The sequence below is a fragment of the Brevibacterium sp. Mu109 genome, assembly GCF_900169375.1.
Lineage (GTDB): Bacteria > Actinomycetota > Actinomycetes > Actinomycetales > Brevibacteriaceae > Brevibacterium > Brevibacterium yomogidense_A.
This window is the reverse complement of the sequence record NZ_FXZF01000009.1, coordinates 110,260-131,752: the sequence shown is the minus strand read 5'-3', so window position 1 is coordinate 131,752 and position 21,493 is coordinate 110,260. Positions and strand designations below refer to the sequence as shown.

General features: G+C 68.1%; 19 protein-coding genes. 12 read left to right on the top strand and 7 right to left on the bottom strand.

The features are described 5' to 3' along the window. The first annotated feature begins 25 nt into the window (after positions 1-25). Genes kynU through BSP109_RS07505 form a run of 3 tightly spaced genes read left to right on the top strand, consistent with a single transcriptional unit; the run spans position 26 to position 3,112 of the window. Positions 26-1,339, top strand: coding sequence for a kynureninase (gene kynU / locus BSP109_RS07515; RefSeq protein ID WP_101599877.1), 1,314 nt, complete (start codon positions 26-28; stop codon positions 1,337-1,339). Continuing rightward, the gene (locus tag BSP109_RS07510; protein WP_180959643.1) at positions 1,332-2,219 is read left to right on the top strand and encodes a PaaX family transcriptional regulator C-terminal domain-containing protein; all 888 of its coding nucleotides are present in this window, start codon (positions 1,332-1,334) and stop codon (positions 2,217-2,219) included. Before kynU ends, BSP109_RS07510 begins: the two co-directional genes overlap by 8 nt. A 59-nt stretch (positions 2,220-2,278) precedes the next feature. Next, positions 2,279-3,112: an alpha/beta hydrolase gene (locus BSP109_RS07505; RefSeq protein ID WP_101599875.1), complete on the top strand. Its 834-nt coding sequence runs from the start codon at positions 2,279-2,281 to the stop codon at positions 3,110-3,112. Between the two features lie 122 nt (positions 3,113-3,234). Here BSP109_RS07505 and BSP109_RS07500 read toward each other — a convergent pair whose 3' ends face one another. From BSP109_RS07500 to BSP109_RS07470, 7 genes are all read right to left on the bottom strand, one after another. Continuing rightward, positions 3,235-4,128, bottom strand: a complete 894-nt coding sequence (locus BSP109_RS07500; RefSeq protein ID WP_101599874.1) for a bifunctional 2-polyprenyl-6-hydroxyphenol methylase/3-demethylubiquinol 3-O-methyltransferase UbiG — start codon at positions 4,126-4,128, stop codon at positions 3,235-3,237. After that, positions 4,125-5,279: a hypothetical protein gene (locus BSP109_RS07495; protein WP_101599873.1), complete on the bottom strand. Its 1,155-nt coding sequence runs from the start codon at positions 5,277-5,279 to the stop codon at positions 4,125-4,127. Before BSP109_RS07495 ends, BSP109_RS07500 begins: the two co-directional genes overlap by 4 nt. Before the next feature lie 143 nt (positions 5,280-5,422). Continuing rightward, on the bottom strand, positions 5,423-7,522 hold the full coding sequence (locus BSP109_RS07490; protein ID WP_101599894.1) for an HNH endonuclease signature motif containing protein: 2,100 nt from the start codon (positions 7,520-7,522) through the stop codon (positions 5,423-5,425). Positions 7,523-7,974: 452 nt separating this feature from the next. Next, on the bottom strand, positions 7,975-8,853 hold the full coding sequence (catA, locus tag BSP109_RS07485; protein ID WP_101599872.1) for a catechol 1,2-dioxygenase: 879 nt from the start codon (positions 8,851-8,853) through the stop codon (positions 7,975-7,977). 57 nt (positions 8,854-8,910) lie between these two features. Further along, positions 8,911-10,554: an ATP-binding protein gene (locus BSP109_RS07480; RefSeq protein WP_101599871.1), complete on the bottom strand. Its 1,644-nt coding sequence runs from the start codon at positions 10,552-10,554 to the stop codon at positions 8,911-8,913. A 193-nt stretch (positions 10,555-10,747) separates the two neighbouring features. After that, positions 10,748-11,848, bottom strand: coding sequence for a mandelate racemase/muconate lactonizing enzyme family protein (locus tag BSP109_RS07475; RefSeq protein WP_101599870.1), 1,101 nt, complete (start codon positions 11,846-11,848; stop codon positions 10,748-10,750). Next, on the bottom strand, positions 11,845-12,924 hold the full coding sequence (locus BSP109_RS07470) for a LysR substrate-binding domain-containing protein (protein WP_101599869.1): 1,080 nt from the start codon (positions 12,922-12,924) through the stop codon (positions 11,845-11,847). The genes BSP109_RS07475 and BSP109_RS07470 overlap by 4 nt, the downstream gene beginning before the upstream one ends. A 244-nt stretch (positions 12,925-13,168) precedes the next feature. Between BSP109_RS07470 and catC the strand changes: the two genes are divergently transcribed. The 9 genes from catC (at position 13,169) to BSP109_RS07425 (ending at position 21,449) form a co-directional block, all read left to right on the top strand. Continuing rightward, positions 13,169-13,462: a muconolactone Delta-isomerase gene (gene catC, locus BSP109_RS07465; RefSeq protein ID WP_101599868.1), complete on the top strand. Its 294-nt coding sequence runs from the start codon at positions 13,169-13,171 to the stop codon at positions 13,460-13,462. Positions 13,463-13,525: 63 nt separating this feature from the next. Continuing rightward, complete coding sequence (locus tag BSP109_RS07460) at positions 13,526-14,050, top strand: DUF664 domain-containing protein (RefSeq protein ID WP_087004089.1); 525 nt, start codon at positions 13,526-13,528, stop codon at positions 14,048-14,050. Between the two features lie 78 nt (positions 14,051-14,128). Beyond that, positions 14,129-15,949, top strand: a complete 1,821-nt coding sequence (locus tag BSP109_RS07455) for a sugar phosphate isomerase/epimerase and 4-hydroxyphenylpyruvate domain-containing protein (protein WP_101599867.1) — start codon at positions 14,129-14,131, stop codon at positions 15,947-15,949. A gap of 96 nt (positions 15,950-16,045) precedes the next feature. Next, positions 16,046-16,588 (top strand): TRAP transporter small permease, encoded by a 543-nt coding sequence (locus BSP109_RS07450; protein ID WP_179207021.1) that lies wholly within the window; start codon positions 16,046-16,048, stop codon positions 16,586-16,588. Next, entirely contained in the window at positions 16,585-17,859 is a 1,275-nt protein-coding gene (locus BSP109_RS07445; protein ID WP_101599866.1) for a TRAP transporter large permease, read from the top strand. The genes BSP109_RS07450 and BSP109_RS07445 overlap by 4 nt, the downstream gene beginning before the upstream one ends. Next, a complete protein-coding gene (locus BSP109_RS07440) occupies positions 17,856-18,782 on the top strand; it encodes a shikimate dehydrogenase (protein ID WP_101599865.1) in 927 nt (308 codons plus the stop codon). Before BSP109_RS07445 ends, BSP109_RS07440 begins: the two co-directional genes overlap by 4 nt. Then, positions 18,782-19,804: a DctP family TRAP transporter solute-binding subunit gene (locus tag BSP109_RS07435; RefSeq protein ID WP_101599864.1), complete on the top strand. Its 1,023-nt coding sequence runs from the start codon at positions 18,782-18,784 to the stop codon at positions 19,802-19,804. Before BSP109_RS07440 ends, BSP109_RS07435 begins: the two co-directional genes overlap by 1 nt. Beyond that, positions 19,801-20,805, top strand: a complete 1,005-nt coding sequence (locus BSP109_RS07430) for a phosphotriesterase (protein WP_219618510.1) — start codon at positions 19,801-19,803, stop codon at positions 20,803-20,805. The genes BSP109_RS07435 and BSP109_RS07430 overlap by 4 nt, the downstream gene beginning before the upstream one ends. Then, positions 20,802-21,449, top strand: coding sequence for a TetR/AcrR family transcriptional regulator (locus tag BSP109_RS07425; protein ID WP_087004107.1), 648 nt, complete (start codon positions 20,802-20,804; stop codon positions 21,447-21,449). The genes BSP109_RS07430 and BSP109_RS07425 overlap by 4 nt, the downstream gene beginning before the upstream one ends. Positions 21,450-21,493: the final 44 nt, after the last annotated feature.

Genomic DNA, 21,493 nt, shown 5'->3' with positions numbered 1-21,493 from the left:
GGAGGAGTGCAATAGGCTGGCCGCCATGGACAGTACCGAACGCAGACGCGGAGACGGTGGCCGGAACGAGGTCCGCCCCGGTCCCACACACCTCAGGGGTCGGGCCGGATCTCTCGACGCCTATGACCCGCTTGCGGCCCAGCGCACCGCGTTCGCAGCCGCGCCGGGCGTCGTGTCGTATCTTGACGGCAACTCCTTGGGCCGACCGACTGCCGATGCGGCGGAGAGGCTGAGTTCCTTCACCGCGGACCAGTGGGGCGGTCGCCTCATCCGCGGCTGGGACGAGGGCTGGTTCGAGAAGCCCCTCACGCTCGGCGACCGGCTGGGTACGGCGACGCTGGGGGCGGGCCCCGGGCAGACATTCATCGGTGAGTCGACCACGGTGGTCCTCTACAAGCTCATCCACGCGGCACTCGACCTGCGCCCCGACCGCACGGAGATCATCGCCGACTCTGCGAACTTCCCCACGGACCGCTATCTGATCCATGGCATCGCCGAGGAGCGCGGACTCACCGTCCGCTGGCTGGATCCGACCGAGGTGGAGACGACGTCGAGCGACGCTACCGTCACCGGGATCCGACCGGACCAGGTCGCAGACCTCGCGGGTGATTCAACGGCTCTCGTCCTGCTCAGTCACATCGACTATCGGACGGGGTACATCGCGGATCTGCCCGCCATCACGGACATCGCGCACCGCGCCGGCGCGCTCGTGGTCTGGGATCTCTGCCATTCAGCGGGCGCTCTGCCCCTCGACCTGGATGCGTGGGATGTGGATTTCGCCGCCGGCTGCACCTACAAGTACCTCAACGGAGGCCCCGGCTCACCCGCGTTCGGGTATGTGGCATCCCGGCACATACCGGCCGCGACGCAGCCGATCCGCGGATGGATGGGAGTCGCCAGCGCGTTCGAGATGGGCCCGTCGTACGAGCCGCACCCGGGTATCCGACGATTCGTGAGCGGCACGCCTGCCGTGCTCGGGATGGTGCCGCTGGAATCCATGCTCGATCTGGTCGAAGGCGTGGGGATGGAGGCGATCCGGGCGAAATCGACTGCTCTCACGGACTTCGTCATCGAGCTCTACGATGAGCTGCTCGCTCCGCTCGGCGTCCAGCTCGGGTCGCCCAGAGACGGATCAGTGCGCGGTGGCCACGTGACGATCCACCATGACCTGTGCGAGGCGGCGCTGCCCGCTCTGTGGGAGCGCGGAATCATCCCCGATTTCCGGAGACCCAACGGCCTGCGGCTGGGGCCGTCGCCGCTCTCGACGGGCTTCACGGAGGTGTACGAGGGCGTCCTCGGCATCCGGGATGCACTGCTGGAGGCAGGTGCGAGTGGATGACGGGGGCCCCGGCGGGCCCGTAGGCTCCGTGCACGGACTCGACGACTTCGACGCGCGGCCCGGCAGCATCACGTCACTGCTGAGGACGTTCGTGGGTCTCCACGTCCGGAAGCTCGGCGGGTGGATCGCAGTCGCGGATCTCGTCGGTCTCCTGCGGGAAGCGGGGCTCACCGCGACAGGGGTGCGATCCGCGGTCTCGCGGGCGAAGGCGAAGGGCCTGCTCACTGCGGAAGTCCGCGGTGGGACTCCCGGCTATGTCCTTCCGGAGGGTGCGTCGCGGATGCTGGAACGAGGCGACGCGGCGATCTTCTCCCGTCATCGGCATGCGGTGGAGGACGGCTGGTGCCTGCTGTCGTATTCGGTGCCCGAGGGAATGCGACCTGCCCGCTACAGACTCCGCCGCCTCCTCACCCAGCTGGGGTGTGGAACCGTGGCAGACGGGCTCTGCATCGCACCGCATCGGCGTGCGCGCGGTCTCGAGTCCCACCTCGAGGACGCCGGCCTGCGCCGCTGGGTCACCGTATTCGACGCGGCGGACCTGAGGACCAGCGAGGACCTCGCTGCCGCGTGTGCGCTCTGGTGGGACCTCGACGCGACGGCGACCCTGCACAGGGACTTCCTCGAGCGGTTCTCAGAGGGCGCCGCCGCGCGAGGAACGGATGCACCCTCCGGTCGCGACGATTTCGTCACGCAGCTGAGGGTCGTCGATGCGTGGCGTCCCATTCCGTACCTGGATCCGGGACTCGCACTCGAGGCGCTGCCGTCGGACTGGCCGGGTGACGCAGCGGCTGACCTCTTCGCGGAGATCGATGCACGCGTGTCCGGTCCCGCCGCTGAGTATGTCGCTCGCGCAGTGACCGTGTCGTCGACGGGCGAGTGAGCAGGGAGACTGTCAGAGGTGAGCGCGCCACGAACTCGCAGGCGCGACGAGATCTGGGTATGAGAGCCGAGGACGAGGAGTTCGACACGATGACGACCGAAGAGATGACTGCCGACAGCGGCACCGCCCACCCGAACCCGGAGGAGACCCATTTCGGGCGGATGCTGGCCGCCGAGGCCGAGGCCGGAGCTCGAGTCGCATACGGGAACCTGCCCGATCAGTTCTTCGAATGGTTCGGGGATCCGCACACCGCCGGAACCGTCGTGGTCCTCATCCATGGCGGGTATTTCCGTGAGCGGACCACCCTGGCACACGCGCGTCCCATGGCGCATGCGCTCGTGAAGCGGGGTGAGCGGGCAGACCGCGGTGTGGCCGTCGCGCTCATCGAGTACCGGCGTGCCGGCGGCGCGGGTGGCCACCCCCGGACACTGGAGGATGTGGAGACCGCGATCGCCCACATCGCGGAAGCCGTCGACGGTGCTGGGGTGGTGATTGCCGGTCATTCCGCGGGAGGCAGCCTCACGCTCTCGTGGGCGACGCGTCAGTCGGAGGCCGGGCCGCAGGTGCGGGTCCGGCCGCTTGCCCCTGTCACCGATCTCGTCGCCGAGGCCCGTGACGCGCTGGGTGACGGCGCAGTCGTGGACTACATGGGTGCGTCACCGGCGGATGACCTGTCCCGCTACCTCGCGGAGGATCCTCGGTCGCGAGCCGCTCTCATCCCCGCACGTCTGGACGTGCGTCTCATCCACGGGACTGAGGACGCGACCGTCGACATCGCGTTCTCGCGGGGGTTCCCCGCAGCGAGGCTCGAACTGGAGGGGGCAGACCACTTCGACCTCGTCGATCCGCATTCGCCGCATTTCGACACGGTCGTATCAGCACTGCTGGACTGACTGCACCGGAGCGGGGGCCGGGAATGGCCCCGGTGCTGACCTCGGCTCCTGTCCGCGGGCCTTAGTCCGCGGGCCGCAGTCCGCAGTCTGCGGCTGCAGTCCACAGTCCGAGGCTCCAGTCTTCAGTTGCGGACCGCGACCGCCATCTCGGTCGTGGGGCTCTCGCGGAGCCTGCGCGCGAGGGCCCGCTCCACGGGGTACAGCGCGGCGCCCGTGACGTTGCCTGTGACCTCAGTGAGCGTGGCGGCACGGAGGATTCCGCCCCACAGCTTCCGCCACAGCCATGGTGCATCCACCTGTGCGTTCATGAGGACCAGGTGCGGGATGCGGTGCTCGATGGAGAGCTCCGCATCCCCGAGTGCCTCAGAGATCCATTCGAGGCTGCGGTTCGTCTGGTGGGCTGTCCGATCCTGTGCGCGGTGGAGGAAATTCTCCGTGAACACGAACCGGCCTCCGGGCCTGAGGAGCCGGGAGATGTTCTGGAGAGCGGCGCGGTACTTGTCGTCGTCCGTGATGTGGAAGAGGACGTCCATGCACGACACGACGTCGAAGCTGCCGGGTTCGAACGGGCCGCTGCCGCTGGTGATGTCGAGCTGCTCGATGCGGCTGTCCGGGAAGTGCCCGCGCAGGTTGCGCACGGCCGACGCAGTGAGGTCGCTGCCGACGACTTCAGCAGGCCGCAAGCGGTCCCACCAGCGCAGATACAGGCCGGTGCCGGAACCCACGTCAAGGATCCGCGAGGACCGGCGCACTCCCGTCCGTCCGGCTTCGCGGAGGAAGACCTCTTCCCGCGCCTTGTACATCCACGAGTTGAAGGACAGGCCGAGGGTCTTGTAGCCGACGCCGCTCTCCGTCCAATCCTCGTCGAGGCGGTTCTCCCAGAACTCCGAGTGATCGTCGAGAGCGCGTTCCTCTGCTGCGGGCTTCGCTGTTTCGTGCTGGTCCGTCACGCTCGTCCTCACATTGGGCTGGGCCCACCTCCACGTCGTGGAGGTGGGGGCTCTGTCGCGCTTCATCCTATGGCGAGTTCCTCTGTGACGCGTGAGTCCTGCTCGCCGTCATCGCGGATGAGTCGATAGATCCGATCGCTGACATCGACTGCTCGCAGACCGTACGGCTCACCCCATGCGCTGAGCAGGTCGATGTATCTGCTGTAGTCGTCGGTGCGCCCTGCGCGCAGCCGCAGGAGGTCTCCCTCGGGGGTCGTGGGTGTCCGCCTGACGCGGTCTGTGTGAGCGCCATCTGCATGGGCGCGATCTGCGAAAGGGCCATCGGCGTGAGTGCCAGCTGTGTGAGATCCGCCTGCGTCGCGTCTGGCTTCGTCCGCACCGAGGAAGAGGCAGTGATCCGTGCACTCCGGTGAGGAGGCGTCGGCGTGCCACTTCCTGTGGATGACCGCGGCCTTCTGTGCTTCGTCCTGCGCGAGGCAGTCCTCATCCACGATGCGTGCGTGGGTGTTGAGCCATGCAGTCGCCTGGCTGTCGAGCATAGGTGCAGGTGGATGGGTCGACGTGGACTCCTGACTCAGAGCCAGGGTCCCGATGTGCAACCACTTCGTGAAGAACGAGGGGCCCAGGCCGTAGATTCGTCCGCAGTCGACGCCCACCAGGAGATCCGCGTCGGTGCCCTGGTGGCTCTTCACCTTGTGCGTGCAGTCATTGAGGTAGCTGAACCCTTCGACGGCGCCGTCCCGCATGGCGACCTCGAGTGACGTGCGCAGAGCAGTGCGGACGCGGGGGTTCTCCTCTCTGCCCTCCGGTCGGCTGCTGGCGGTGAGGATGCGGGCGACGCGATAGCCGGCATAACCGGCTCGTTCTCCGTATGCCCACGCCATCGTGGCGGTGAATGCGCCGACAGGGTCATCCGGCCAGTGGGAGGAGAACGCGGCGATGGCGCTGTCGCGGTTCATCCACGCGGGCAGCCCGGCGATCGCGTCCGAGGCGTGTGGAATTTCACCGAACTTCCGGATCCATGATGCTTTGGGGACCGTGAACCTCTTCTGCGGCGTGAGCGGTGCGGCCATGAGCTCTTCCAGCGGTTCTGGAGGTGCGGGGAAGGCCAGGGGCGAGTTCGGTGCGGCGCTGGCAGTGCCGTCGGATTCGGGTCCGGTGCTGCGGGCATCCGCAGCTGTGTCGCTGGTGCTGCCGGGCTCGTGGGACGTGGTCATCGTCGCTCCTCTGCGGGGTGATGGTGATCGGTGGGTGATGGTGAGTGCCCAGCGGTGCCGGGCTGTCCGGTTCTGTGCACGTACGAGAACGGCATGCGCGGGGGTGAAGCGACCGTCGTCGTTCTGCGGTGACGCGCCCTGGCTCAGGGGTCGAGTGGAAGTTCTGGCGGGAGGTTCACGAGGGCTACCCGGAAGCGAGAGTGGAAGAGGGGCCTCTGCCGGGGATCCACCGATGCAGGTGGAACCCAGGCTGGGAGCCCTCGGAGGAAGACGGACTCCCAGCCCGATCGTTCGAACCATCTGTGGTGGAACGGACAGACGAGGGTGAGGTTGTCGATCTCCGTCGCGCCGCCCTGTGCGAACGCGAGGATATGGTGCGCCTCGCACCATTCGGCGGGAGCATCGCAGTCAGGGAACGTGCAGCCCTGATCTCGCGCTGCGAGGACCGCCATCTGACTGCGTGTGGCGAACCGTCCCTGCGAGCGGACTTCGATGGTCCGTCCACCACCGTCGACGACGTGGACGAACATCTGCGCCGCGTTCGACCAGGTGCTGAGCTGGTGCAGGCTGAGCGGGCTGCCGGCGTGGGTCGAGACCACGTTGTCAGGCTGGATGAGGTCCTCTGGCCTCGCAGTGACGACCAGCGCGTGGTCCGCTCCGTGCAGTACCCGTTCACGTGCGACGGACCGCAGGAGGAACGCGAGTCTGTCGTGCCGGGCCAGACCCGGGGTGCTCGCCTCATCGTCTCGGAACACGACGTGATGGGGCTGTCCATCCGCGAAGACACCGCCAGGTTCCCCGGCGCTCACCGGACGACTGTCTGGTTGCGTCTGCGTGTCCGGAGTATCTGGCATATCCGGCATCATCGGTGTGGCAGGTGTGCCCGGCCCGTCTGTGGCTTCTGATGTGGCTGGCGAGAGCTCTGCGGGAACGGGTTCAGTGGAAGAGGGTTCAGGGGTGGTGGGTCCTGTCGGCGCGCGGCCGAGGACCTTCTCCCACAGCACGGTGCTCGCGGTGCCTGACTCTGAATCGCGCGCCTGCTGAAGGAGGCCCTGCACTGCTTCGGAGACTCGTTCGCTGAGATGAACCGGCCATCCGCGAGTATTGAGGTAGAAGCCGGGTTCGTCCTCGAGGAACGTCCCCGTCTTCCCGTCCAGCTCGATCGTCGCGTCGGCATGGACAGTCAGCCGAGTGCTGTCCCACACGGCTTCACGGGGGATCGGTGGGATCACCTGGTCAGCAGCAGCTGGAATCGGAGGCTCGGTGTACACGGGATCCGCGCAATCCTCGGAATCTGCGCGACCCTGGGATTCCGCGGAACCCCGGGAATCCGCGGAACCCTCGGTGCACCCGGGTGCTGCCTCTGGGACGGGACCCGGCGTCGCACAGGGATCGGCTTCGCGCTCGCCGGGGTCCTGGGGTGCTTCTGCGTTGCACGCACTGTGTGGCCGAATCGCGACGGGAACGTCTGCGTCCTTCATGCGCCCGTAGAGCAGTGCGTGCAACGTGGTGCCCGTGGGGCAGTCGAGAAGTCCGCGCAGCCGCCAGTCGCCGTTGCGCTGCTGGGTGAGGGTGACCGTGTACGCCAGGGGGTTGGTTTCGTATCGCGGGAGCTTGCCGTCAGGATCGATGTGCTGGACGATCCTCTGGCAGAGCGTGGAGAAGTCCTTGGGGCGGACAGTGGGCGCCAGTTCCACGAGCGTCTTCTCCACCTTGTCCGAGTAGAGGGAGCGCACGGTGGGTGGGAGGTCGCCGACTGCCTTGCAGAGGGCGCTCGCCTCGTCTGCGGAGATCCGTCCGTCCGCGTAGTTCTCCGCGATCGCGGGACGGACGGCAGCCTGCGCTTCGCCGACCGCAGAGACGCGTCCGGCGAGCTGTTGGCTCAGGTCAGTCCGGCGACGTGCTTCCCGGGTGGAGATGCGGAATTCGCCCGCGAGCAGACTTTCGGTGGTCCGATAGCCGTGCGCGGCGCTGTCGCCGATGCGCTGATAGTGGGCGAGCAGGTCTGTGCTCAGCGCCTGCACCAGCCGTCCCGCGACTTCCAAAGACCGGAGGGCGGCGAGGGTCTCCCTGGCGCCGAGTGATCGGTGGGAGGCAGACCGCTCGCGGACATCGTGAACAGTGTCGAGCAGTTCTGTGAACTGCGGAGCGCGTTCGGTCAGCAGTGAGCCATCCGCATCCGAAAAGGGAACGCGGAAGCCGGGCTCTTCGACAGGGCGGTCCGGTTCCTTCGCGTTTGTCATGACGTCCACCCCCTCGCTTCATTGCGATTCTTCGAATGCGTTCGATGTATTGTTCGAACAGTCTATTCGATCGAGACGCTATAGTCGAGAGTGGATGTGCATTCAGTCGACCTGTGGGGTGCGATTCGCGCCGAGGGCGCCCTCGGCGGCCGGACGTGGGTCATCGGTGCTGTTGAGGGCATGCGGACTGCCGGTCACAGGTGGAGCAGGTTCGGCCGACTGCCGGTACCGGACATGTGGATTCGACATCGCTGGCTCGTGGTCGCAGTCTGCTGGCTGCACGCCGCGAGACGCGAAGAGCGGGCTGCACCACACGTATTCGTGCGGAACAGCCCGCTCTCCGGCAGCAGAACGCGCGCAGCCGGTCAGGCCTCAGTGCTGATCAGCCTCAGCCCCGACCAGCCTCAGCTCCGACCAGCCCCAGCCCCGACCAGCCTCAGTCCAAGCGCCTGTCAGGCCTCCGGGTCGAGGACGAAGTCGTAGGTCGTCATCTCGCCCTCGGCGTCCGGGTTGGGCTGGGGGTCCAGCAGGAGCTCCGGCTTCACGGCCGAGGCGACGTCGTCATCGTTGTGGGGGTCGCCGGGGAAGTACAGCTGCGACGTGATGAGCTGGTGATCCTGCGCCCGCACCTTGAAGTGCAGGTGTGCAGGACGCCATGCGTGCCAGCCCGCCGCGGCGATGAGCTGACCGCACGCCCCCTCCGTGGGGATCTGGTACGGCGCGGGGCGGATGGTGTGGATCTCGTAGCGACCCTCCTCGTCCGCCACCCAGGTGCCGCGGAGGTTCCACTCGGGCAGGCCCGGAGCGAACTGGGAGTAGAAGCCCAGGTCATCCGCGTGCCACAGCTCGAGCTTCGCACCCGGCAGGGGGCGTCCGTCGACGCTGCGGACCTGCCCCTTGAACAGGAAGGGCGTGCCCGGCTCGTCCTCGCGCATGGGGATCGTGCCGTTCCACGGAAGCTCCGGAGCATCCTCGACGTAGTAGGGCCCCTCGATCGTGCCCTTGCTGCCCTCGCGGTGCTCGTTCACGACCTCTTCGACGGAGTGCTCCAGCCAGACGTCGAGGAACAGGGGCCATTCGCCGTCCTCGCCGACCTTGATGAGCCAGGCCTTGAGGGCGTTGTACTCCTCGTAGCTGACCTTCTCCTCGATCACGATGTCGTTCAGCGCCTTGATCGCCTTGCCCGCGAGCAGGTTCACGCGCTCATGGTCGACGACGCTCCCGCCTGCGGCGGAGGCCGCCATGCGCTCCCGGAAGCGTGCGGAGGCGTTCGCGCCGGAATCCGCCGCCTTGGCTTCCTGCTCCTGTGTGAAGCTCTCGTTCTGAGTCATGTCGTTCGCTCCTTCAATCTTTCCATCGGTGTGGATGCGGGGCTCGTCGATGAGCGGTCAATGAACAGCTGTGGGCGTGCCGGGCGCCGGCGATGCCCCGGTCGCCGACGACGTGCCGGGCGCCGGCGAGGCGCCGGCTGCGGACGTCAGTCCCCGGAACCCGGCCGCTGCGCGGAAGACGCCGAGGTCGATCTCGGTTCCCCGGTGCGCCGCCATCCGCAGGGCGAGGCGGAGGGCCATCTTGATATCGCGGGGCGTCACGTCGGGGAACTCGTCCAGCAGTCCGTCGAGCAGCGGCGCCGACAGCTCCACGTCGTGCGCGCCGGCGAACGACTGCCAGATCCTCCGGGCGTCGTCCCTGTCCGGTGCGCGGTAGTCGATGACGGCGGCGCAGCGGGCGAGGATCGCCTCGTCGACGCCGTCCACGCGGTTCGTTGTGAGGAAGAGGAGTCCGTCGTAGTACTCGAGCGTGCGCAGGAACTCCGCCACGATCGCGTTCTGGGCGAGTTCGAATCCGCGTTCCAGGACGAAGACATCCGCCTCATCCAGCAGCAGGACCGCGTCCCACCGCTTGGCGCGCTCGAAGATAACCTCGAGGTTCTTCCGGACCAGTTCCGCCGTGATCCCCAGCGAGCCGGTGTGGATCGAGTAGAGGGGGCGTCCGATGGCTTCCGCGTAGACCTCTGCGGTCAGCGTCTTGCCGACGCCGGGGCGCCCTCGTGCCAGGATCACGTTGCCGGCGGACTTCCCCGCGATGATGTCTCCTGTGAACACGGAGATGTCGCTGGTGAGGATGTCGAGCAGCTCGCGCTGGTCGTCGGGCAGGACCAGCTTGTCCTTGAGTCCCGCGTCGTACTCGTACGGCGTGAGATCGCCGGTGTTGACGTCGAGGTGGTCCTGCGCCGCGAGGTCGAACACACGCACGGCGGTGACGACGGGGACGCTCCCGTACTGGCCCTCGTCGCTCAGGATCGAGGAGGCGACCATGCGCAGGGGCGCGATCTCCTCCTGTGCGACGTCATGCACGACGCGACGACGCACGCGCTTGTCCGCCGCTCTGTAGTCGTCCGTCCGGATCGCGCGCCCGGTGTAGAGGTACTGAGCGCCGAACCCGTGGTCGATGATGTGCTGGAACGCATCGCGGCGGTCCTGGAACTCGGCTCGCAGGATGCCGGTCTCCTTGAATGCGCCGTGCGCGGTGAGGACCTCGGAGGGGGTCTTGCCGACGACCTCGGTCTCGTCGAAGTACAGCACCCGAGGTGCCCTGGACGGCCGCTTCACCGTCGGGTTGTCCGCCTCCATCGTCACCTTGACGCGCGGCCCTCGGGTCCGGTCCGCCTGCTCCAGAGTGATGTCGACGACGAGATAGGGGTGCAGGTAGCCGTCCGGCTCCCTGACGTAGAGCCAGCCGTCGATGCGATCCCTGCGGAGGAACTCGCGGAGGACCTCGGTGGCCGATTCGATGCGGGGGATCGGGGTGAAATCGCCGGCGCGAGCGGCCTGGACGGCGCTCACGGTCCGGGCGAAGGCCGCGTCGGACACTCGGTTCGCGGCTCCGAGGAGGTCGGCGAGCGCGGAATCGGACAGGCTTTGCTCCGGCACTCCCATCTCACGCGACCGCCACGACCTCGCCTGCTGTCTCACCGACTGCAGGTCGTCGGAATCGGTCGCGAGCACGACCTCGGTGGGTGTGACGAACACACGTGCCTCCTGTACTTCGCTGTACCCGGCCTTCCCGGCCCCCTGGCGGTGCGGGCCGGTGTGCGTGTCGACCGGCGGGCTGTGCGGTCAGCATACTGACCGTGTTGAGAGGCGGGAAGGACCGAGTATGTCTTGATTCGGACGATGCGGATATAGGGCCAGGTGGCTGGTTCTTCCAGTCCTGGCGGCTCTGTCAGTTCTGCCGGTAGTGGGCCAGCTTGTCCTCATCGATGCCCGCGCCCACGCCTGGCTCGTCCCGGACGAAGATCCTGCCGTCGGTGATCGTGATCGGGTCGGCGAGCAGGTCGTCTGACATGTCGAGGAAGTTCGACAGCTCGCCGGCGCGCGCGGACGTCGCGCGGTGCGCGGCGCCGAACGTCACCGTCGCGATCGACCCCACCTGGGTGTCGATCTGGTTGCCCATCGTGACGTCGACGCCCAGTCCCGTGCAGAGGCCGAGGATCTCCGTCGCCTCGGTGAAGCCCGACCGTGCCGTCTTGATGCAGATCGCCGTGCAGCCGCCGGACAGCAGTTCGCGTGAGGCGTCGCCGGCGGTGGGCACGGACTCATCGCCGACGACGGGGATCGGAGACTGCTCGACCAGGCGACGGCGCCCCATGGCCTCCTTCGCGTCGTTGGGCTCCTCGAGGAGGGTCAGGCCCAGGCCGTCGGTGCGGCGCAGCACCTCCATCGCCTCGTTCGCGGTCCAGCCGCGGTTCGCGTCGAGGTAGATCTCGACGTCGTCGCCCAGGCCGGCGCGCAGCACTTCGCAGGCTTCGATGTCGAGGCCCAGCGGGCGGCGACCGACCTTGAGCTTGAACGTCGTGATCCCGTACTCCTCGCCGAACCGCAGGGCTTCGTCGAGCAGTTCCTGCGCGGGCTTGAACCCGAGCATGTGGCTCACGCGCATCGAGTCCGTCCAGCCGCCCAGCAGCTTGTGGACCGGTGTGTTCAGGCACTTGCCGGCGATGTCCCACAGCGCAATGTCGACAGCGCCCTTCGCGACCTGATTGTGGATCGTCCGCTGCATGACCGCGTGGATCTTCTCGCGGTCGAAGGGGTCCGTGCCCACGATGTGCGGCGCGAACACGTTCTCGACCACCTCGACGATCGAGGCCTGCGTCTCCCCGTACGTGTACGGCCGAGGCGGTGCGTCGGCAGTGCCCACGACCCCCTCATCGGTGTGGATGCGGATGAGGACGTGCTCAGCCGTGTGCACCTCGCCCGAGGCGAACTTCAACGGGTGCGTGTACGGGATCGCGTACGGGATGGCTTCGAGGGCGGTGATCTTCATGGGGCCTCCGTGGGCTCGGATGCGGTGGGTGATGACGGGTCCGTCGCCGAGGCGGGGGCGGCTGGGCTGCCGACCGAGGCCTCGGCGGTGGTGATCGGGGGATCGGACGGGACGCCAGCGGGATCCGGGGCGGTCGTGGAAGCAGGCGCGGCAGTGGGATCGGTCGGTGTGGCCGTGGAATCCGCAGAAGTCCTCAGCGAGGCGGCCGCCTCGCGGACGAGGCCGACGAATGCGGCGACGAGCGGCGAGGAGTCGTTCGCCCGCCACCCGGTGGCCAGCCCGATGGTCACAGCGGGTGCGAGGGGCCGGATCGTGATCGAGGTGCTGAGGGGGAGCGCGGAGGAGGCGGGCAGGACGCAGAGGCCGAGCCCGGCGGCGACGAGCGCGATGAGGGTCGACGTCTCCGTCGCCTCCTGGACGATGCGCGGGCGGAAGCCGGCCCGGCGGCTGACCTCTGCGGCGACGGATGCGACGGCGGACCCGCGCGGATAGCTGACGAGGTCCTCGCCGCTCAGCTCCGACGCGGCGAGCGGCCCCGTCTGATGGGCGAGGGGGTGGTCTTTCGGCAGTGCGACGACCAGGGGAGTCTGCTCGAACTCATCGAGCCGGAGGTCGTGCGACGCGATCGGCGGACGGATGATCGCGGCGTCGAGCCGGTTCTCGAGCAGGCCCTGCTCCATCTGCGGGGTGAGCATCTCGCCGACCACCTGCAGTCGGACGTTCGGCATGCGGATCCGGGCGAGTCGGACGATCTCCGGCATGAGGCGGTAGGTGGCCGTCCCGGAGAAGCCGAGGCGGAGGACGCCGGCGGCACCGCGGCCGACCTCGGCGACATCGGTGCTCGCGGAATCGACGTCCGACAGGATCTGCCGCGCGCGGTCCACGAGCAGCCGGCCCGCCTCCGTGAGGTCCACGCGGCGGGTGGTCCGCTCGAACAGCTGGGTGCCGAGCTCTGCTTCGAGCTGCCGGATCTGCTGCGACAGGGGCGGCTGTGCCATGTGGAGCTTCTCCGCTGCACGTCCGAAGTGACGCTCCTCGGCGACCGCGAGGAAGTAGCGCAGGTGCCGCAGTTCCATGGAACCTCCTCGTTCGTGCTCCGCCGTGCTGTTCTCAGGTTCAGGCCGTGCTGGGGAATCCCCGTGCTGGGATGTCGGCCTCAGCGTACGGGCGACTTTCACCGGTGTGAAAGACCGTTTTCGGCTCGATTGAGAGGTGGCGCATCCCAATCCATCGGAAACGCATACTTCAGCATCTTGATGTGGGAGCCTACTGTGAGCACACCTGGTACGACCTGTAGAACCGATCGGAAGGACTGAGACGATGCTGTTCCTCGCACGGATGGATGTGGCGTTCCCGGAGAGCATGGACGCGGAGACCCGCGCCGACTACCAGGCTCGGGAGAAGGAGTACTCCAGTGATCTGCAGCGCCGCGGGATCATGAAGGGGATCTGGCGGGTGGTCGGCGAGTACGCGAACCACTCCGTCTACGACGTCGACACGAACGACCAGCTCCACGACGTCTTCGCCGGGTTCCCGATGTTCCCCTACATGAAGGTGCAGGTCACCCCGCTGGCCAAGCACCCGAACGCGACGACGGACGACTTCTTCGGCTGAGTGCGGCTTCTGCCCGGGACGCACCCGCGTCCGGAAAGCTGCCGCGTCTGGGATGCTGTGAGCATGGATGATGCGCCCACCCCAGCAGGCACCTCGGCGGCGGTTCCGAGCGACGGCCCGGCGGGCAGCGCTCCGACGGTCGCCGCGTACCTCGCGGTCGCCGACGAGGCGTTCGACGGGATCGAGGCGGTCCTCGCCCTGCTCGACGACGACTCGGTGAACCGGACTCCGCTGCCGGGCACCGTGAACACGGTGTTCGCCCTGATGACCCACGTGCACGGGATGGCCTGCTACTGGGGCGGCTCGCTGATCGCGGGGGAGCGGAACCCGCGCGACCGCGCGTCGGAGTTCCGCTCCCGCGGCACCGTCGCCGAGGCCCGGGACCTCCTTGACGATCTGCGCACCCGCCTGCCCGGCTGGGTCGACATCGCGTGCACCGAGGGGGTCCGCGACCCGCACGCCGCGGGCACGAGCCGCAGCGACGCCGCGGACGTCACCGCGGAATGGGCTCTGCAGCACCTCTTCCACGAGATCGCCCAGCACTCGGGTCACATGGAGATCTGCCGCGATCTCGTCCTCGCCGACTGACGTTCGCCGATCCCGCGCCGCACTCTCAGTCGCGTCTTCACACTGTGACCGCAATGTACGATCTGGTACGTTAATTGCATGAGAACGTCAGTGGCGACGGTCTGCCTGTCCGGTGGCCTGGTGGAGAAGCTCCATGCCTGCGCATCCGCGGGCTTCGACGGTGTGGAGATCATGGACGCCGATCTCGTGGCCGCATATGAGTCTCCCGAGGAGATCCGCACCCTCTGCGAGCGCCTGGGCCTGAGCATCGACATGTATCAGCCGTTCCGTGACGTGGAGGGCGTCGACGAGGACACGTTCGCCGACAACCTGCGGCGTGCCGAAGCCAAGTTCGATGTCATGGAGCGCCTCGGCACCGATCTCATCCTGCTGTGCAGCAACGCCGGCACCGCCACGATCGACGATGACGATGTCGCTGCCGACCAGCTCGGCAGGCTCGCCGACCTCGCCGCCGAGCGCGGGATCCGCATCGCCTACGAGGCACTCGCGTGGGGGCGCTTCGTCGATGACTACCGGCACGCCTGGCGCATCGTCCAGAAGGCCGACCGCCCCAACCTGGGTATCTGCCTCGACAGCTTCCACATCCTCAGCCGCGGTCACGATCCGGCGCAGATCGAGGAGATCCCCGGCGAGAAGATCTTCTTCCTGCAGCTGGCCGACGCCCCCGCGCTCGACATGGACGTCCTGCAGTGGAGCCGCCACCATCGCCTGTTCCCCGGCGAGGGCGACTTCGACCTCACCGGGTTCCTGGGCCACGTGCTGCGGGCCGGATATGCGGGCCCGCTCTCGCTGGAGGTCTTCAACGACACCTTCCGCCAGACCGCGGTGTTCCGCACCGCAGCCCATGCGCGCCGATCCCTGACCTGGCTCGCGGACCGCACGGCACTCGCGGAGCGCCGCGACGCCGGCCGCCTCCTGGACGCGCAGCACGCGCACGGCGTCGACTTCGTCGAGATCTCCGGCGACGATCTGCACGACCTCGACCAGCTGCTCGATCAGCTCGGGTTCGCATTCCGCGGTCGTCACCGCTCGAAGCCGGTGCGACTGTGGACCGCCGGCGGTGCGCGCATCATCCTGAATGAGCAGCTGCGCCTGGAGTCCCCGCGGCTCACCGGGTTCGGCCTCACGGTCGACGATGCGGCGCAGGCCTCACGGCGCGCGGGATCGCTCGGTGCGGACCCCGTCTATCGCCGCACGTATCGCGATGAGGTCGAACTGCGCGCCGTCGCATCCCCCGATGGCACCGAGGTGTACTGGAACGACGACGATCCGGAGACGGGGTGGGTCTCCGAGTTCGAGGGCGGGACCGCCGTCGCCGCCTTCACCGGCGACATCGACCACATCAACCTGAGCTGGGCGTGGCAGGACTTCGATGAGGCCGTGCTCTTCATGCGCAGCGTCGTCGCCCTGGACGCCGAACCCGTCGCCGAGGTGCCGGGTCCGCGCGGGCTGGTGCGCAGCCAGGTGATGCGCTCACCGGATCGCGTCGTGCGACTGCCGATGAACCTCGCGCCGCCGACCGCGCCCGTTCCCCACAGGCACATCGCCGTGCGCGTCGAGGATGCTGTGGCAGTGGCGCGCGCGGCGCACGCGAAGGGCCTCGGATTCCTTCCCGTGCCGCACAACTACTACGACGACCTGCAGGCGCGGTTCGCGCTCGATGCCGATCTGCTCGAGACGCTGCAGAGCCTCGACCTGCTCTACGACCGCGATGCGGGCGGGGAGTTCATCCACTTCTACACGCCGACCCACGGCGGGGTGTTCCTCGAGATCGTCGAGCGGCGCGGCGGGTACGACGGCTACGGCGCCCCTAACGCTCCGGTGCGGCTGTCGGCTCAGCGACAGGTCAGCACATGGACGGACGCGCACGGATCCGGCACACCTGCAGAGCGCACATGAGCCGGCCGTCTCATAATCGGGGCCGAGCTTGATCTCCGAATGTACTATCCGGTACGTTCGTCCCCACTCACTTCACAGGACCGACAAGGACGTCGCATGACAGACTCCCCGGCGCATCGCACGAAGCCGTTCTGGCAACCGCTCGTGCGCGTGCTCACCGCCATCGAGGTCGCGATCGGCGTCCTCTGTATCCTCGCGATCCTGGTGCTCGTCTTCTTCCAGGCCGTGCAGCGCTACCTGCCGATCGAACAGGTGGCCTGGACGGGTGAGGTGTCGCGCTTCGCGCTGGTCTGGCTCACCTTCTCCGCCGCTGGCATCCTCATCACGACACGGGGACACATCGCCCTGGAGATCGTCGATGCGGCCCGCAGCCGGCTGTTCGTGCGCATCGTGCAGTCCGGCGCGATGCTCATCGTGGCCGCGGTCGCGATCATGCTCGTCGTCGAGGCCCTCGCACTGATCGACTCGCAGGGCATCCTGAAGTCCGCCGTCCTGCGGATCCCCATGTCGTGGGTCTACATCCCCGTCCTGATCGGCGTCGTCTCGACTGCGATCCGGTCGCTCATCCAGGCCGTGCAGATCGCGGTGACCGGACCGGTCTTCTCCGAGTTCGACGACGACGCGGAGGTCGCCCCATGATGCTCGTGCTGCTCGTCGTCGCGATCGCGGTGCTGCTCGTCCTCCGCGTCCCCGTCGCCTTCGCCTTCCTCGGTCCCTCGATCGTCTACATGTGGGCGAACGGCAATTCCACCGGGAACGCGCTGCGGGAGGTCTTCAACGCAGCGGACAGCTTCCCGCTGCTGGCCGTGCCGCTCTTCGTCCTCCTCGGCTCACTCGCCAACCGTGCGGGCATCGCCGATGCGCTCTTCCGCTTCGCCCTCGCAGTGCTGGCACGGGTGCGCGGATCGCTCGGCTACGTGTCGATCGGCACGAGTGTCGGCTTCAGCTGGATGAGCGGCTCGGCCGTCGCAGACGCCGCCGCGCTCGGCAAGGTGCAGATCCCCGCCATGATCCGCGAGGGATACGGACGGCGCTTCGCGACGGGAGTGTCCGCATCCTCGTCGCTCATCGCACCCGTCATGCCGCCGTCGATCCCCGCCGTCATCTACTCCGGCCTCGCCGCCGTGTCGACGGGCGCACTGTTCGCCGCCTCGGTCGTCCCGGCGATCGCGATGGCGATCGGACTGTGCATCGTCGTGGCGGTGCTCGTGTCGCGCAACCCGAAGATCCAGAAGGGCGAGTTCGACAGGGCGGAGGTCCTGGCCTCGGTCAGAGGCGTCATCCTGCCGATGTTCACCCCTGTCATCATCCTCGGCGGCATCCTCGGCGGGCTCTTCACGCCGACGGAGGCCGCGGCCGTCGCCGTCGCCTACATCATCCTCATCGGGGTGGTGCGCCGCTCCCTGACGTGGAGGGGGTTCCTCGAGGCGCTCAAGGAATCGGCCGTCACCACCGCGTCGATCATGATCATCGTCGCGTCGGCGTCGCTGCTGGGCTACATCCTGGCCCGTGAGCGCGTGCCGCAGATGATGACGGAGGCAATGTTCGCGATCAGCGACAGCCCCACCGTCTTCCTCATCCTCGTCGTCCTCCTGTGCCTGGTGCTCGGCACCGTGATCGACGCGACGGCGATCCTCGTGCTGATCGTGCCGATCCTCGTGCCGATCGCCGGCACGTACGGCGTGGACCCCATCACGCTCGGCGTGATCATGATCATCGCGCTCATGGTCGGCCTGCTCACCCCGCCCGTGGGGACGGTCCTGTTCGTGATCGCCTCCGTCTCGCGCTCACGCATCGGCGATGTGTTCCGCGGGACGCTTCCGTTCATCATCCCGTTCCTCGTCATCATCGCGCTCGCCATCGCGTTCCCGCAGATGATCACCTGGATGCCGGAGGTGTTCGGCCTGTGACCGCTGCACCTGCCCCGGCGGCATCGCGCCGCTCCGTGCTGGTGGGCCTCATCGGCCAGGGCGTCGCGCCATCGCTCACGCCGCCCATGCACGAACGTGAGGGCGCGCGTCACGGCATGAACTACGTGTACCGCACGATCGAGACCGAGCAGGCCACTTCCGAGTGCCTCGCGCAGCTGCTGTGGGCGGCGCGCAGGATGGGGTTCGACGGGCTCAACGTCACGCATCCGCTCAAGCAGGCGATCATCCCGCTGCTCGACGAGCTCGATCCCAGTGCGGGTCGCGTCGGCGCCTGCAACACGGTGGTCTTCGACGGCGGGCGCACCGTCGGCCACAACACCGATGTCACCGGTTTCGGGTCCGCATTCGACGCGGCCTTCGGAGACTCGCCCCGCGCGCGGGTCGTGATCGTCGGCGCGGGAGGTGCCGGCTCCGCCGTCGCGACGACCCTCGCCGGTCGGGAGGTCGGTGAGCTCGTGCTCGTCGACGTCGCGCAGGAGCGCGCCCAGGAGTTGGCCGAGCAGGTCGCACCGCTCACGCACGGGTCGGTGCGCGGAGCGTCGACCGATGCGCTGCCGGAGCTGCTGGCAGAGGCCGACGGGGTCGTGAACGCCACGCCCTTCGGCATGGCGGCGCACCCGGGAATGGCCTTCGATCCCGTGCTCCTGCGGGAGGGAGCGTGGGTCGGCGACATCGTCTACCGCCCCACCGACACCGCTCTGCTCATGGCGGCGCGGGCACGGGGGCTGAAGACGATGTCCGGGCTCGGCATGGCGATGGGTCAGGCGGCCGACGCATTCGAGATCTTCACCGGCGAACCCGCGGATCGGGACGCCATGACGCAGGACCTGAAGGAACTGGTCGTCGCTGAAGCGGCGGCGACCACCGGCAAGGCCGGGAACCGAGGAGAGGAACACCCGTGATGAATGCACGAACCAGGCGAGCAGCGTGGGTCGCTATGGTCGCCGCACCGGCGCTGGCGCTGACCGCATGCGGTGGCGGCGGCGAGGCGGAGGGCGACGGCGGCGGAGGCGGCGATGTCGAGCTCACCTTCGCGACCAGCTACAACGAGGACCAGCCCCAGCACACCTGCGGGGCCACGGTCATCAAGGAGCAGATCGAGAGCGCTGACGTGGGGATCTCTGTCGAGATCTACCCCTCGAGTCAGCTGGGCGGCGATGCGGAGCGCATCGCGGCCGTGGCATCCGGCGACATCGATATGGACATCCAGGGCGCATCGGCACTGGGCTCCGTGTACGAGCCCGTCTCGGTGCTCGACGCGGCCTACGCGTTCGACGATGCCGACCACCTCGCCGCCTTCGCCGCGAGCGATGCGGGCCAGCAGCTCTTCACGGACTTCGCAGACGAGACCGGTGTGAACACGCTCGGAGTGTGGTCGGCAGGTGCCCGGCACTTCACCGCGAACAAGCCGATCCTCGCCCCGGCGGACCTCGAGGGACAGCGCATCCGCTTCCCCGGATCGCCGCAGTTCCTCCTCAACGCCCAGGCGCTCGGCGCCAGTGCGACCGAGGTGGCGTACGAGGAGCTCTACCTCGCGCTGCAGCAGGGCACGGTCGACGGCCAGGAGAACCCGATCACCAACATCGCCTCGCAGAATCTGCAGGAGGTGCAGAGTGACATCAGCCTGACCGAGCACCAGCTGAACACGAACCTCGTGCTCATCGGTGAGATCTGGAACGAGTTCGACGCCGACCAGCAGCAGGTCGTCACCGATGCGGTCGCCATGGCCGTCGACGAGGTCACCGCCTGCGTCGACGAGGAGGACGCCGCCACGATCGAGGAGTGGGAGTCCGGCGACGAGTGGAACGTCCACAGCGATGTCGACGTGGACGCGTTCCGCGAGCAGGCCGTCAGCTGGTTCGAGGAGAACCTGGACGACGAGGCGCTCTCCGTCTTCGAATCGATCCGCGCTGCGGCTTCGTGAGGTCTGAGTCGCCCCTGCGCATCGTCCCGACGTTCACGGGCGACCTCGCGGCAGACGACCTCGGCCAGACGCTGCTGCACGAGCACCTGTTCGTGCAGCAGCCCGAGGTCGACCGCGCCCTGCCGGATGACGAGTGGGATGAGGACGAAGGTGTGCGCGACGCCGTCGCCCACCTCGACCTCCTCCACGAGCGGGGAGTGCGCACGGTCGTCGATCTGACGGTGCCCGGGCTGGGGCGCGATGCGGCCCTGGTGGCACGAGTCGCCTCGCGCACGCGCGTGCGGATCGTCGCGGCGACCGGCTGGTACACGCATGACGTGCTGCCGACCTTCTTCCGCCTCAACGGTCCGGGTCGGCTGGTCGACGGCCCGGACCGGCTCGCCGAACTGTTCGTCGGAGACGTCACGAAGGGGATCCAGGGCACCGGCGTGCGCGCGGGGGCGCTCAAGGTCGTCTCCGACGTCGACGGCATGACCGACGACGTGCACCGCGTGTTCGCGGCCGCCGCCCTCGCGCACCGGGAGACCGGAGTGCCCGTATTCACGCACTCGCATGCGCCTTCGCGCGGGGGCCTCGAGCAGCAGGACGTGCTCGAACGGGCTGGTGTCGGGCTCGACCGCGTGGTCATCGGACACGCCGGTGACTCCGATGACCTCGACTACCTGCAGGAGCTCGCCGCCCGGGGATCCTTCCTGGGCTTCGACCGCTTCGGCATGGAGCACATGGCGACGGACGCGCAGAGGATCGAGATGCTGCTCGCGCTCCTGGAGAGGGGCCTCGCCCCGCAGATCGTCCTGTCGCACGACGCCGCGATCTACAGCCGCGTCACTCCACCCTCGTGGCGACGCGAGCACACGCCGCACTGGACCATGCACCATCTGCACGATCGGATCCTCCCCCTGCTGCGGCAGAAGGGGGTCGGTGACGGTGAGATCCGTACGATGTTGAGAGACAACCCCCGCCGCGTACTGGTGGGACCAGGGAACGAGGGCCAGCGATGACCACGAACGACTCCGAGGACGTGCCGGCGCGTCAGCGGGATGCCGAGCGCACGAAGCGCGAGCTGCTCGAGGTGGCGACCACGGTGTTCGCCGAGGTCGGCTTCGCGGGTGCGCGCGTGGACGAGATCGCTGCCCGCACCAGCACGACGAAGCGGATGATCTACTACTACTTCGGCGGCAAGGAGCAGTTGTACACCGCAGTGCTCGAGAAGGCCTACCGCGGGATCCGCACGGCCGAGCGTGAGATCGATGTGGCCGAACTGGGCCCCGCTGACGCGCTGCGGGCACTGGCCGAGGCGACGTACGACCACCACGTGCAGCACAGCGACTTCATCCGGCTCGTGATGATCGAGAACATCCACCACGCGCAGTTCCTCAAGAGGATCGACACCCTGGGCGAACTCGGTCAGCCCGCCGTCGACGTGCTCGAGCAGATCATCGCCCGCGGGCGCGCCGAGGGCGTCTTCCGCGACGACATCGAACCGTTCGACCTGCACATGCTCATCAGCTCATACTGCGTGTTCCAGGTGGCGAACCAGCACACCTTCGGCCATCTCTTCCAGCGCCGGCTGCTCGAGGAGCCGATGGCGAGCCGGGCCCGCGCGATGATCGGCGACATCGTGGTGCGCTGGGCCGCGGCTTAGCCGGGTCGCGGTTCAGCCGGGCTGTGGCCCCGGCCAGGCTGTGG